This window comes from Glaciihabitans sp. GrIS 2.15 (genome assembly GCF_035984695.1).
Taxonomy (GTDB): domain Bacteria; phylum Actinomycetota; class Actinomycetes; order Actinomycetales; family Microbacteriaceae; genus Lacisediminihabitans.
Window position 1 is genome coordinate 35,673 of sequence record NZ_JAXCHU010000001.1, and the last position, 14,207, is coordinate 49,879.

Consider the following 14,207-nt stretch of genomic DNA (forward strand, 5'->3'; position numbering starts at 1 on the left):
GTAAGGATATCCGGGTGCCACACCGACCATACGAACGCTGTCGACTCAGCGACGACGACGAATTCGTTTTCGGAGGATTGTGACTGATCGTGTCGACCTGACTGTCGAGTCCGATAAGGGAATCAGACAGAGTCGCCTCCGTATAAGACCTTGCGCCGTTCCAGTCGGAAGCCACGACTGTGGTTCCGGCAAGCCAATGCCGATTTCTCACTTCGCCATTGACCCGCAGGACGACGTGGCCAGCGCTGGGGATGACGGTGCCCGTTTTGTCGATGCTTCCGGACTCGGACGTGATGCTGAGTTCTGTCGGATTAGGACGCGGGCTTGCATCGCTATCGTCAAGGGTCGTGAAGCACAAGCGGGTCTCTCCTGCGAGGAGCATTCCGCGGATCACCATCCACTCGGCGTAGCTTGGCACGCATCCGTGAGCAAAACGGTCGTCGCGAGCGACCTCAATCCGGAGATCGTTCCCGTGTTCCGCGTATGAAAATGATGTCCAGCCGAACACGTCGTGGTCGGATTCGGTGCGACTTTCGTTATGCACGAGAGGACCACCGGGAATCTGGAAGCAGGTGATCGTTGTCAGGGCCCTATCGGGCATTTCCCGGAGACTGACACCCGCGGGGAGACCTGCAACGTGGAAGCTTTAATGCAGTGAAACCATCCCTCACCCCATCGAGCCGGTAGCGCGGGTGTCGTCGTCAGGGCATATCGGGGAAGCGAGACTCCACAGTGGTCGCCATGCTTACAAGCGCTGCCCGAAAAGGATTCTCGGGTGCGTCAACTACGACACGGGATGTGTCCCAAAAGCAAAGGAGCCGTCTGTTGCGGGAAGACTGGCCCAGCCTGTCGCGCACGGGGCATCCCACCCCAGCGCCGCGGCTGAGCCGTTCCGCAGCCCTGCCGTTCCGCACCACGGGCGTCAGAATTGCCAGGGGAAGGGTGACCAGTCCGGTTCACGTTTTTCGAGGAACGAATCGCGGCCCTCTACCGCCTCGTCGGTGCCGTAGGCGAGCCGCGTGGCTTCCCCGGCGAAGAGTTGCTGGCCGACCATCCCGTCATCCACGGCGTTGAAGGCGTACTTGAGCATGCGAATGGCGGTAGGTGACTTACCGAGGATCTCGTTCGCCCACTCCAGCGCGGTCGTCTCAAGTTCGGTATGAGGCACCACGGCGTTGATCGCCCCCGTGTCGAGGGCGCGTTGGGCGTCGTACTCGCGGGCGAGGAAGAATACTTCACGCGCGAATTTCTGGCCGACCTGGCGGGCGAAATAGGCGCTGCCATAACCGCCGTCGAACGACCCGACATCGGCATCCGTCTGCTTGAATCTGCCGTGCTCAGCGCTCGCGATCGAGAGGTCGCACACGACGTGGAGCGAATGCCCGCCACCGGCCGCCCAACCGGGGATGACTGCGATCACCACCTTCGGCATGAAGCGGATGAGCCGCTGCACCTCAAGGATGTGGAGGCGGCCCGTGCTGGCCGACCCGTCGGCATACTGGTAGCCGTCTCGACCGCGAATGCGCTGGTCGCCACCCGAACAGAACGCCCAGCCGCCATCCTTCGGGCTCGGTCCGTTGCCGGTGAGCAGCACGACCCCGATGCGGGTGTTCTGTCGCGCGTCATCGAGCACCCGATAGAGTTCGTCGACCGTCTGCGGACGAAAGGCGTTACGCACCTCCGGCCGGTTGAAAGCGACGCGCGCCACCCGTCCCGCATTGTCGTGGTGGTAGGTGATGTCGGCGAGTGTGGAGAAGCCGGCGACGGCTTTCCAGGCACGCGCATCGAAGAGCTCGGAAACATCGGTCATTGTTTCAGTTTAGGTTCGCCGCGATCGGCGGCGGGAGCACCAGATTGCCACTTGCACTCGCACCCCTGAATTTCGCAGGGAACCGCTTCGCAGTGCGCACCATCAGTGCCGTACTCGGATCGGCCTGCAGAATAGCTAGAGCGCGCCGAGTCGGGCGGCGACATCCTCGGGAAATCCCCCGGTGCAGATCGGGCTCCATCTGGTGGGGGCGATTCGAATCAGTGACTTGTCCTGAATCGCCATCGCCTCCCGGTACTCGTCCCAGTCCGAATGCTCGCCAGAGATGCACCGGAAATACTCGACGAGTCCCTCGGATGCCTCGGGCATGTGCAGCACCTCGGCGTCGCCGTCCAGCTGGATCCAGGCACCGTCCCAGTCATCGGAGAGCACGAGCACGGAAGCCCGCACGTCACGCTCGGTATTGCGGGTTTTTGCCCTGGTGGGGTAGGAGGAGATGACGATCCGTCCGGCGGAATCGACGCCCCCGGAGACCGGGGAGATCTGCGGTCGACCGTCGGTCCGTGTGGTGGCGAGGAGCATCCGGTGCCGAGACCGGACGAAGTCGAGCATGTGGTGTCGATCGACGGCAGTGGTAGTTGCAATGCTTCGGCCCATAGGGTCAAGGCTACGGGGGTGCTGCCGCGTCGTGCAGTCAGGCACCGTTTCCCAGAATCGAGGCGAGCTCGTCCAGGGTCGATACAGTGATATCGGGAGCGGTGAAATATCCCGGATAGGTGGCGCCGGCGCGGTTGATCCAGGCTGTGCGCAGCCCGGCCAGAGCGGCCCCGTGGATGTCCCAGGGATGTACGGCAGTCAGTAACATCCGGCCCACTTCTACACCGCAGGCGTCGGCGGCGTATTCGTAGGCTGCTCGCAGCGGTTTCCAGCCGGGCGCGTCCTCGACGGAGAGCAGCATCTCGAATTCTTCCCGGATGTTGGCGTCGCGAAACAGTGTTTCCGCGAGCTGGGTTGATCCGTTGCTGAGCGTCACCAGGCGCATCCCGGAAGCGGCGAACGTGCGGACCGCGCCGGCGACATCCGGGTGAAGGGCGAGACTGGCGAATCCGCGCAAAATATACTCGACGGCTTCATCGACGCTGCGGTTCAGCGGGAGCCCGGTGAGGTTTTCGTGAAGTAATTCAGCGGCGATCGTCGCGAATTTCTCGTTGGCGCCGACCACGGTAAGAGCGAAGCCGTCTCGCAGTAACCCGGCGAACCAGACTCCGGCCATCAGCCCGGGCGCCCCGACATCGACGAACCGATCGGCCAGGGGCGACATGTCAGAGAGAGTTTCGTTGACGTCGAAGACGATCACTGCCAAATTATTAGTCACGATGGCGTCCTTCGCATGGGAGTAGCAAGAAGGTTACGACGAGGTGCTGCAAGCATCAAAGGGGCGATCAACAACTTCTCAACGGGGCTTGCTCCGTAACGCATGTCACAGGGCATTCGTCGGAATGTGGTCGCCCCAGTCCCCACATGGCGCGTGCTATCGGTAACCGGTGGTTTGGATCCAGAAAGCCTTCCAGACTTCGGGTAAATCCCGAGAGAAGAATAAGCCGGGGAGCCAAGAAGCGGATAGAGTCTGCAGCTCTGGTTGGGGCGTCGGTGAGCACGGCAGCCATCACGGGATGGGGACTTCCGAGAATGAGGGCCACCTTGGTGGACTGTTTCTTGATCTGCGCACGGTCGGGCCGCGCGCTATGACTCGTGTCTTGACCTTTCGGGTCGAAACGCCAGTGCACACGGGGGTCCATCACAACAGCGAATAGCGTCTGGTTCACGTGGCGGCGCCGCTCCAGCAGGGGCGGCAAGAATAACCCGACGCGCAGCAGGATCGTCCATGGTGAAGAAATAGCGACGATGGTGATCCTTCTCGTGCGGGTTACTGCAATCCTCGCCGTGCTCCCTGCGGCCCCCTGTTCCGGCCCTCACTGCGCTCATTCGAATTCTTGGACTCGGAACGACTGGCTGGCTCGGCAAGGAACCCAAAATTATCGGCCCGTCTCGACCGAACGCAGAATTATTGAAAAATCTTGATGTCAACGTTGACATAACCCCGGTCAGCCCTTGTAACATAGTGCTTGACGCCCAACTTAAGCGGAAAAAGTCAACGATGACATTCTTAAAAAACCGAGATCATCCGAGGATTGTGGCAGGCACGATCGCCGTGATAGCGATGCTCGGAGCTCTCTGGGCTCCGACTGCAGCCGTGGCAACCACCAGCTCCAGCGGGACCATGAGGACTGACTCTGGTCGAGCATCCACCGTGACCTCATCGAAAGTTTCCCCTGGCTTCGTGACGCGCCATGGAAGCAAACTGAAACTCGACGGCAAGCCATTCGAGTTCGCGGGAACCAACAATTACTACCTGGGCTATAAGTCGCCGGCGATGGCCGACAGGGTGCTCGACGACGCTCAGGCGGCCCGGTTCGACGTGATGCGAACCTGGGGATTCCAGGACTTTCAGAACCCGGACGGCTCCGGTTCGGTGCAGTCGAGCTTCGAGGGGGTCTGGTACCAGGCATGGGATGCCGCGGCGGGACAGCCGATGATCAACGACGGCGCAAACGGCCTTCAGAAGCTGGACTATGTGATTGCGGCTGCGGGTGCGCGCAACATCAAGCTGATCATTCCATTCGTCAACAATTGGAATGGTTTTGGCGGAATGGACCAGTACGTTCGCTGGGCTGGCGGCAGCACACACGCGCAGTTTTATACCGACCCTAAGATTCAGGGCTGGTTCAAGACGTACATCAGCACGCTACTCAACCGCACCAACAGCATCACCGGCGTGAAATACAAGGATGATCCCACCATCATGTCGTGGGAGCTCGCGAACGAACCACGATGCACCAGCGCTGGCGTGTATCCCGATGGAACGTGCGACACGACGACCATCACCAACTGGGCGTCGACGATGAGTACGTTCATCAAATCCATCGATAATCGTCACCTGCTCGCGGTGGGGGACGAGGGCGCATTCTGCCGGGCACCGGCGGACTGGACGCTCACGCAGAAATACGGTGCTTCCGGATACGGCCCAGGACTCGGCGAGGACTGTAAAGACGGTATCGATACGATCGCCCTGACTGCGTTGCCGAATATTGACATGATGTCGATGCATCTCTATCCGGATAACTGGAAGGAGAGCGTTGCGTGGGGCAATGGCTGGATCGAAGAGCATGCCGCTGCAGCGAAAAAGCTGGGAAAGCCCGTCTATCTCGGCGAGTTTGGCCTGCTTGACAAGAGCACCCGACTGCCGGTGTTTGCGCACTGGCTCGAGACAGTTCGCTCTACCGGTGTCGCCGGTGCGTTGTATTGGATCCTGTCGTCGAAGCAGGATGACGGCACCCTGTACGCGGACTACGACGGCTTCACCGTGTACTGCCCGAGTCCGGTCTGCACATTGATGACAACGCAGGCCGCCCTCGTGCCGAAGCCGGACACCCCGGCCATCCGTCAGACGATCATCGCGGATAACGACACAGCCACCACGCAAGCGGACACACCGGTGAGCGTGAATGTGCTGGCGAATGACATCTCGATCACACTGGCGATTCGCGCTGCCAGCCTCGATCTCGACCCCGCGACGGCCGGTCGGCAGTTGTCCTTCGACACTGCGGGTGGCGTGGCGACGATCGTCTCGGACGGGACCGTGAGGTTCGTGCCGACGGGTAAATCGGGAACTTTTGAAGTGCCGTATTCGGTGAGCAACGGTGTACGAACGTCGACGGCTGTCCTGACGGTCACGGTCAAACCGGTTCCGGGCGCACCGGTAGTACTCGAGTCCTGGGAGAACGGACTGAACGGCTGGGCCGCGGCCAACTGGCAGAGCAATCCCGGGTCGGTAGCGCTGACGACGAACGGTGTGACGGATGGCGCCAACGCACTCGAGATCACCGCGCTCGGATCGGGAGCGTGGTTCGGTTCCGGGTCGTTCACTCCGCTACTCGACCTGTCGACTCGGTCTTCGATTTCGTTCTCACTCAAGACCGGCGCTGCGGGGAGTTCGATCGCTCTCGCTGTGCGAACCGGGGACGCCTACACCTGGTGCCAATCACCGTTCGTCTACGTTGCACCCAACACGACCGAGACGCACACTATCGACCTGTCAACGATGGGATGCGCCCAGTCCACGCTGACCGGCGTGCACGATGTGTTGCTGTACTTCAACGCGGGCACCTTTGATATCGATCGGATGACCCTGAGCTGACGTGCGCTTCGGTGAGGCGCCCACAATAATTACGACGTCGCGGCCTGCCTAGTCGCGAACCGATTTCTCTCTCGGCTTCGCAAGCTTCTGGCGCCACGCCGAAAAACTCTTGATCGAGCCGGCATGAGGTTCGGCGAGCCAGGGCCACGGATGAAGCTCCGCGGTGATTCCGGCGTATTTTTCAAAACTCGGCACCGGCGCCCAGGTGATCGCGGCGCCGAGGTGTGGAGTGATCTGTCTCGGGTCTCCGAGATGCACAATCACCTCACGCCGCTGAGCCAGGTCCTGGAGCGTCTCCACGAAAAACACCAGTCTCTTGCTCGAAAGTTGCAGTTTCTCCAGGGCTGGTTCGTCGAAGATAAAGACAGCAGTGAGCTGCGGATGTGCGAGGAGTGCCGGATCCGCATCCCCAAGCGATTCGACCGTGAGTAATACCGATTGTGGCGCTGCGCGTTCGACAACCGTAGGGGGGCCTCTGGTGGTTGCGAGATCGTCGTCTCGAACGAGTCGCGGACTCGGTTCGGAAAGCGGGCGCGGAACCGAGTCAGGAGGAAAGTTTTGAATCGGGCAGTTACGATTCAGAGGGCACGCTGCACACAGTTGAGGCGCACGTTTTTCGACCTGCCAGCGCGCGAATCCGTAGGGCTTACCGGAGCCTGCGCCCACCGTCCATTGCCACCCGAGCAGGTTGGCTGCGCGAGAGCCGTCGAGTAGCTGGCGATGGAAATACTCCTGCCCGGCCATCCATCCTGCTCCGGACCGCACGGCATACTGCGAGGCAAGCCACATTCGAGTCTGGTTCACGAGCCAGCCATTCGTTTCCAGGCTCGAGAGCGCCCAGTTGACGCAAGTCATTTCGCGCGGCCACGCTTCCGGCGCGAAATCTCCCGACCAGGGAACATCGAATCGCAAGTTGCGGTGCAGCTGCATACCAACTCGGGCATACAGGTGTCGGGCGTACTCCTGCCAGAGCAGTTCGTCGCGGAATTTTGAGACATCCGCGGTCGGGCCTGCGACCGCGTTCCAGACCTCCTGCAGTGGTAGCAACCCGTGGCGAATGTAGGGCGACAACCGCGAGGCTCCGCGAGCCGATTCCGGAAGCACTCGGCTGCGCGTCGCGGCATACCCGGCCACGTCGAACGCGTTGAGCGCAGCATCCGCTGCCATTTGGCCACCGCGGATGTCGGGGCTCGCCCTGATCCGATCGCTTACGAGATGCGACAGGTGTCGTTCAACCACGGCTACGGGGGAGACGCCGTCGAGGGAAATGATCACCCGCTGAATCTAGGCCGAGGAAATGAAGGAACGCTCTGTCTTGAACCGGCGCGCAGGCGTGCGACCGTTTTCAGCTCCCAGATAAATACCCTCTTAAATGAGGTCAGATGAGGCCGATCGTGAGGTGGTTGGGTGTGCCGAACCGGTGGGCTGTGATGCTTATCGCCTGCTCGCGCAGGAACGGCAGAAGCTCGATTCGACCGGCCGGAGTGACCGGGCCGCCATAGATCGCGACATCAGGGCGTCCGCCGAGTGCGGCAGCGAGGGCCGAATGGTCGCCGCCGATGAGACGAATACGGCTGGGATTCAGTGACGGCACTCGCGCAAGCCAGGTCGCGTCATTCTCGACCACTACCGGGATGCCGACCAGCGCGTCGCTTGCGACAGCGGTGGACACGCTGAGGTCGGATCCCGCACGGAGCCCTGCGCCCACGACGCGCAGCAGCTCGGACAGTGGCGCTCCCTCAGAGAGTCGGATTGTCACGGGCACGGGGAGGTAGCGGAACACGTTGCGCTCCACGGCAAGGGCAGAGACATCCTGAGCCTTCCCGAAGGTGCTGTGCCAGGCCGCAGCGTCGCTGCCGAAGGCGCCGGACAGCGAGTCATCTGCCGCAAGCAGCGCTCTCACCCCGGCATGCGTGTTCGCTTCGCCGGGTGCAGAGTGGTGTGCTGGCACCCAGGAGCCGAGCCCGAACAGGTAGCTCGGTCCCCCCGCCTTTGTGCCGGCTCCGACCGAGGACTTCTTCCAGCCTCCGAAAGGCTGGCGCTGCACGATTGCCCCGGTGATGCCGCGATTCACATAGAGATTTCCGGCCTGAACGGTATCAAGCCACAGGCCGAGCTCCGCAGGGTCGAGGGAATGGATGCCCGCGGTGAGCCCGAAGTCAGTCTCGTTCTGCATGGCGATGGCCTCGTCGAGCGTCAGCGCGGTCATCACGCCGAGCACGGGCCCGAAGTACTCGGTCTGGTGAAAGGCCGATCCGCGACGTACTCCGGTGCGCACCCCGGGCGACCAGAGCTGGCCATCGCGGTCGAGTTTCTTCGGCGCCAGCATCCAAGCCTCGCCCTCGCCGAGAGTGGTGAGAGCGCCGAGAAGCTTGCCGTTGGCCGGCTCGATCAGCGGCCCCATCTGGGTTGCCGGGTCGGTCGGGTAACCCACCTTGAGCGAGGCGACCGCGTCACGCAGCTGGTTGGCGAAGCGCGCCGAGTGAGCGACCGAGCCGACCAGGATCACCAGGGAGGCCGCCGAGCACTTCTGCCCGGCATGGCCGAACGCCGATGCGACGACGTCCTTGACGGCGAGGTCGAGGTCAGCGCTCGGCGTGACGATGATCGCGTTCTTACCGCTGGTCTCGGCAAGTAGAGGTAGGTCGGGGCGGAAGGAACGGAACAGCTCTGCGGTCTCATAGCCGCCGGTGAGGATCACCCTGTCCACTTCGGGGTGCGAGATCAGTTGCGTGCCGAGGTCGCGTTCGCTCAGTTGCACAAGCTGCAGCACCTCCCGCGGCACACCGCCCTCCCAAAGTGCCTCAGCCAGCACGGCTCCACAGCGGGCCGAGAGCGCCGCCGGCTTGAGGATGACGGCGCTGCCGGCCGCGAGAGCGGCCAGCGTGGAACCTGCAGGAATCGCCACCGGAAAATTCCACGGCGGGGTCACGACGGTGAGCCTCGAGGGTACGAAGGTGGCGCCGTCGACGGTCTCAAGAGTGCGGGCGAGCTCGGCGTAGTAGTGGGCGAAGTCAATGGCCTCGCTCACCTCCGGGTCTCCCTGGTCGATGGTCTTGCCGGCTTCGCTCGCCATCACTTCGAGCAGCTCCGCACGGTGTGCACTGAGGGAGTCTCCCGCGCGATGCAGGATGGCGGTACGCTCCTCGGCGCTGCGGGCACCCCACTCCGCGCCAGCAGTGGCGGCCGCGGTAATCACCCGGTTGAGGGCATCCTCGGTGCTGATGACGGAGTCGGTAACCGCGGAGATGCCGAGCCGTGAGCCGGGGACGCGCTCGAGGATGCGGGCGCTCCACGCGCGGTTGGCCGGAAGCGAGGGGTCAGTGTCGGCCTGATTGACGAAGCGGTCGGTCGGTGACATTTCGGTGACGGAGCGATTCTGGGTGCGTCGCGGCAGTGGGATGGCCCGGTCGAGCGAGGCGAGCGAGGCGAGGAAGCGGCTCTTCTCCCTCTCGAACAGCACTTCGTTGTCGGACAGCTCGAACACCGCCGACATGAAGTTGTCCTGGCTCGCGCCCTCTTCGAGCCGACGGATGAGGTAGGCGATCGCGACATCGAATTCTTTCGGCTGCACGACGGGCGTGTACAGCAGAAGGCCACCGACATCCTTTTTCACCGCTTCCGCCTGGCCGGTAGCCATGCCGAGCAGCATCTCGAACTCGATGCCATGCCGCACGCCGCGCATCCCGGCGAGCAACCATGCATAGGCCACATCGAAGAGGTTATGACCCGCCACGCCGAGGTGTAAACCATCGATACGCTCCGGTCGCAACGCGTAGTCGAGGATCCTCTTGTAGTTTGTGTCAGTGTCCTGCTTTGTCGACCAGGTGGCGAGTGGCCAGCCGCGCACCGAAGACTCCGCCTGCTCCATCGGCAGGTTGGCGCCTTTGACCAGGCGCACCTTGATCGCAGCGCCACCGGCCGCCCGACGACGGGTGGCCCAGTCACCGAGTATCACCATCGCGGCGAGGGCATCCGGCAGGTAGGCCTGCAGCACAATGCCAGCCTCGAGCTGCGCGAATCGAGGCTGGTCGAGGATGCGCGTGAAGACGGCGACGGTGAGATCGAGATCCTTGTATTCCTCCATGTCGAGGTTGATGAACTTGGCTGGCGTCGAGGAGGCTGCTCGCTCGAACAGCGGGGCGAGGCTCGCGACGACGTGCTCGACATCCGCTTCGAACGCCCACGGCGAGTGCGGAGCCACGGTCGACGAGACCTTGATCGACACGTAGTCGACGTCATCCCTGGCAAGCAGAGCGTGAGTACCGGCGAGGCGACGCGCCGCTTCCCGCTCTCCCAGCACCGCTTCCCCGAGGAGGTTCATGTTGAGCTTCGCGCCGTGAGCGCGGAGAGACCCGATCGCGGTGCCGAGTTTGGCCGGCGTGGCATCCACGATGAGGTGGCCGACCATACCGCGCAGAACCCGACGGGCTATCGGCACGACGACTCCTGGGAGGAGCGGAGCAAACACGCCGCCGAGGCGCACCGCGGCGCGCAGGGGCACGGGCAGGAACGCGGGCACTCCAGGCGCGAGTGCTGCCAGGTTACGCGCGGCAACTCGGAGGTCCTCCGGGCGGATGACGCCGTCGACGAAGCCGACCGTGAAGGCGAGCCCCTTCGGATCCTTCAGTACTCCGGCGAGGCGCCCGGCGGAGGCGTTCACCGGCACTCGTGCACCCTCTTCGAGCCAGTGGCGCACGAGCGCTACGGTGCGCTCGGCAAGCTCGGGGGAGAGGGCGTCGTCCAGGGACGTAGTCGTGGCGGTGTCGGTCACGGGGATCCTTTCGCAGCAGTCTGATTCCAGTATTGATTCGTACATCCGGTTAGGTAAAGCGACCCTTTCTGACGAGTATTCTTAAGTGCAACTAATGGATAGGGTGCCCCGATGCTCGATGTACGACGCCTCCGCCTGCTTCGCGAACTTCAGATCCGCGGTACCCTCGCTGGCGTGGCCGAAGCGCTGAGTTTCAGTCCCTCTGCGGTGTCGCAACAACTGAGCCTGCTCGAGAAGGAAGTGGGTGTGGAACTACTGAGATCTTCGGGCCGCCGGGTGGTGCTCACGCCGCAGGCAGAGATCCTGGTCAGCCATACGGCAGAGGTGTTGCGCACGCTCGAACGTGCCGAAGCCGAACTCGCCTCGTCGCTGACGACTGTCACCGGAACGGTGAAGATCGCGGTCTTCCAATCTGCAGCGCTCGCCCTCATGCCTGACGCGCTCTCTATCATGGAGGCCGAATACCCCGAAGTGCGGGTAGAGATGGTGCAGCGGGAGCCGGAGTCCGCCCTGCGCGAGACCTGGGCGCGGGAGTTCGACCTCGTGATCGCCGAGCAGTATCCGGGACACGCTGCCCCGCGACATCCGGAACTCGACCGGCGTACGCTCACAACCGATGCGATCCGACTCGCGACGCCACCAGCGGACCGCGGTCGGTTCCATCCCGCTTCGATCGGGGAGACAGCGGATGCAGCTTGGGTCATGGAGCCTCGTGGCACCGCCTCCCGGCACTGGGCAGAACAGACTTGCCGCCTGGCCGGGTTCGAGCCGGATGTGCGATTCGAGACGGCCGACCTGCAGTCGCACATCCGCCTGGTGGAGTCGGGCAATGCCGTGGCTCTGCTGCCCGACCTGGTCTGGATCGGGCGGGGCACGACGGCACGGTTGGTGCTGTTACCGGAGCATCCCCAGCGCACTATCTTCACTTCGGTGCGCGAGGCGAGCAGCACCCGTCCCGCGATCGTTGCCGTTCGTGCGGTGCTTGAGCGCACGGCGCAACAGGTGGCGGGGTCGGCGGCCGAAGCCAGCTCGGGTGACTGACCTCTGGCACTACCCCGTGGTGGACGCGCCGTTCCGCCGCTGATTCGCCACGGGTTTCTCACTCAAGCACCGGACGCAAGCCTCCTAAAAACCCGGTGCCGGACCGCCCGGACCTCATCGAACTATTGGGACGACCCTGCGTCCTGCCGCCGCTGCAGAAGACCAAAGATGTTGCCGCCAATATCCTTCATGGTGACCACGAGTACTCCCTCTCCCACGGATTTGATGTCCTGGTGCACAAGGGCGCCGGCGGCTAGCAGAGGGTTGCGAGAGACATAAATGTCGGTTGTCGTCCAATAGGAGACCAGAACGCCTTATCGACCTCGCGGTTGCTGGTCGGAAATATGACAGATGCACTTCCGTTAAATCCCCTAACTCGAGTGAGCGAAAGTGATCGCAGAGACGGGGCTGCTGCGTGAGTTTCGGACAGCGGATTAATGGTTGTCGGTGCGCTGGCAAGGCTGGTTGCTGGTAACGGGAGTGGAATTCGTTGGGTCGCCGGTATCGGAGCGCTGAGTGGCGTCGGCGGGTGTTATCGGACCCCTCGATATCGGCGATGACATCGCGTCTGGCTGACTTTTTCGTGGCATCTTCCGCGGGATAGAAACGGTCCTCATTGCGGAAAACAACGACTCGGCCAACGCCTAATTCCGGCCCACCCCAGTTCTGCGCTTCGAGGAACGCATGGGGAGATCGCGTCCGATTTTTTCACCGATGTCGCCGACGAACTTGCGCCATGGGCGGGCGGCGGTGAAGTCCCGTTTGAGAAGCTCAGGCATGTTCTCTGCGGCTTCGGCGAACACTCGGTGCCGTTACCGTTACCGTTACCGCTGCCGCTGCCGCTGCCGCTGCCGCTGCCGCTGCCGCTGCCGCTGCCGCTGCCGCTGCCGCTGCCGCTGCTCCTGCCGCTGCCGCTGCTCATGGGCGATAGTCCAGCGCTTGTCACTAGGAGAAACGCCGTCGAAATCAGCAACTTCCCTGTTCGGCTTCACTGTCCGAAGTCCCTCGGGCGCCAACACTCCAGGCGAGTTGACGAATTGCGGACGTCAGGGTCAGCCGCCGGCTTTTGATACCTCGAGGGCCTTGATCTTGTCGAGGAGCGCGCCGATAGCTGCGTCCTGTGATGCCAGGTGCAATTGGATCTGTTTGGCTTCTTCCAGAATCGCGCCCGCGTCTTCATACGTTGCCGCCGACCGGGCATCGGCGGCAACGGCTTGAATGTTTTGGCCGACGATAATCACCGGCAACAAGACGAGTTGAAGGAAGGTTTGCGCGATCCAGGCGATGATGATGATCGGATCATGGCTCAAAATTGCCGCAGGCAGGCTCACGAGAGCGAGAAGCGCGAACGCGTATGCGCACCACATCGTTCCCACGCTTTTTGTGATCCCCAACCCAACCTTTCGGTTGATCCGGTTGACGAGCTTGTCCTCGGGGTGAAGAGCTTTGGCGGCCGCGCCCACAGTCGGTGGTCCTTCGTTGAGCCGTAGTTTGGCGCGGGCGTGTTGCAAGTATTCGTAATTTCCAGTCATCCCTTGATCTCCTTCATATCGGCCGCACTCCTGAGCATGGGTTCTCGCTAAGAATATTGGCTTGCACGCTTCTTCCGATCCGTCGCCGCAATCCGCCGCCAGGGGTATTCCGCCGCCTCTTGACCAGGAACGTGAGCCGAGGCGTCGGCAGCGAACCAGGTTGACGCAGTCAGGCGGCCAAGCGACATCACCAGAGATTTGAGATTTCCGCAGCGGCGTAAGTCAGCGGGGCGTGTGTGGTGACCGGCGGGCAGGTTTACGATTTCGATTTAGCTGAAGCGATTTGGCTGAAGCGATCGAGCCTGACCGGGTGGCTGGCAGTCTCCACGAGCGAAGTATTCCCGTTGTTCGTTACCCAACCTCACTGGTGGCTGTCTTCCCTCGCGCGGGTGCAGTGGTTCCGTGCGGCCGCTAAAACTCTGATCGACTCGGCAGTCGAGTCCGGCTTTCCTTTTCCCCGGTATTGGCCAACGCTGTCCCTTGGGAAAGGGGCTACAGCCGTCGTTAGCCTGGATGAACTTCGGAAGCGAGGATGGGAATTCGTGTAGCGGCGTATCGAAAATAACCGCTGATATTCCGAGAGCTTTCTCCCTAATTGATCGATGCCCCCTGGGGAAAAATCTGCGAAGTCGCGACTGTGGAGGAGCGGAGGAGTGGAGGAGTGGAGCAGCGAAGGGAGCGGGCGTCACCGCTCGCTCTGCGGGGGTCGAACGGTGGCGACCGGGAGAACTACCGTCTGGCGGCTGCGACGACCGAATCGGCTTGAGGCCGAGCAGACCGGCCGCTTGGCCGGGTTCGAGCCGGATGTGCAATTCGAGACGGCCGAGCTACAGT

At 62.6% G+C, this 14,207-nt stretch carries 8 protein-coding genes; 2 read left to right on the forward strand and 6 right to left on the reverse strand.

What is annotated here, in order from left to right:
- Positions 1-922 precede the first annotated feature (922 nt).
- From RCH11_RS00160 to RCH11_RS00170, 3 genes are all read right to left on the reverse strand, one after another.
- On the reverse strand, positions 923-1,810 hold the full coding sequence (locus tag RCH11_RS00160) for a 1,4-dihydroxy-2-naphthoyl-CoA synthase (RefSeq protein WP_327054967.1): 888 nt from the start codon (positions 1,808-1,810) through the stop codon (positions 923-925).
- 135 nt (positions 1,811-1,945) lie between these two features.
- On the reverse strand, positions 1,946-2,425 hold the full coding sequence (locus RCH11_RS00165; protein ID WP_327054968.1) for a PPOX class F420-dependent oxidoreductase: 480 nt from the start codon (positions 2,423-2,425) through the stop codon (positions 1,946-1,948).
- A 37-nt stretch (positions 2,426-2,462) separates the two neighbouring features.
- Positions 2,463-3,143 carry a haloacid dehalogenase type II gene (locus RCH11_RS00170; RefSeq protein WP_327054969.1) on the reverse strand — a complete coding sequence of 227 codons (681 nt, stop codon included), beginning with the start codon at positions 3,141-3,143 and terminating at the stop codon, positions 2,463-2,465.
- Between the two features lie 936 nt (positions 3,144-4,079).
- Between RCH11_RS00170 and RCH11_RS00175 the strand changes: the two genes are divergently transcribed.
- Entirely contained in the window at positions 4,080-6,026 is a 1,947-nt protein-coding gene (locus RCH11_RS00175) for a cellulase family glycosylhydrolase (RefSeq protein WP_327054970.1), read from the forward strand.
- A gap of 48 nt (positions 6,027-6,074) precedes the next feature.
- Here RCH11_RS00175 and RCH11_RS00180 read toward each other — a convergent pair whose 3' ends face one another.
- Complete coding sequence (locus RCH11_RS00180; RefSeq protein ID WP_327054971.1) at positions 6,075-7,301, reverse strand: FAD-binding domain-containing protein; 1,227 nt, start codon at positions 7,299-7,301, stop codon at positions 6,075-6,077.
- Positions 7,302-7,404: 103 nt separating this feature from the next.
- Positions 7,405-10,845: a bifunctional proline dehydrogenase/L-glutamate gamma-semialdehyde dehydrogenase gene (locus RCH11_RS00185; RefSeq protein WP_442788975.1), complete on the reverse strand. Its 3,441-nt coding sequence runs from the start codon at positions 10,843-10,845 to the stop codon at positions 7,405-7,407.
- Between the two features lie 66 nt (positions 10,846-10,911).
- On the opposite strand from RCH11_RS00185, the gene RCH11_RS00190 reads away from it, so the two are divergent.
- Positions 10,912-11,841 carry a LysR substrate-binding domain-containing protein gene (locus RCH11_RS00190; RefSeq protein ID WP_327054973.1) on the forward strand — a complete coding sequence of 310 codons (930 nt, stop codon included), beginning with the start codon at positions 10,912-10,914 and terminating at the stop codon, positions 11,839-11,841.
- Positions 11,842-12,893: 1,052 nt separating this feature from the next.
- Here the strand turns inward: RCH11_RS00190 and RCH11_RS00195 are convergent.
- A complete protein-coding gene (locus RCH11_RS00195; RefSeq protein ID WP_327054974.1) occupies positions 12,894-13,304 on the reverse strand; it encodes a hypothetical protein in 411 nt (136 codons plus the stop codon).
- Positions 13,305-14,207 lie beyond the last annotated feature (903 nt).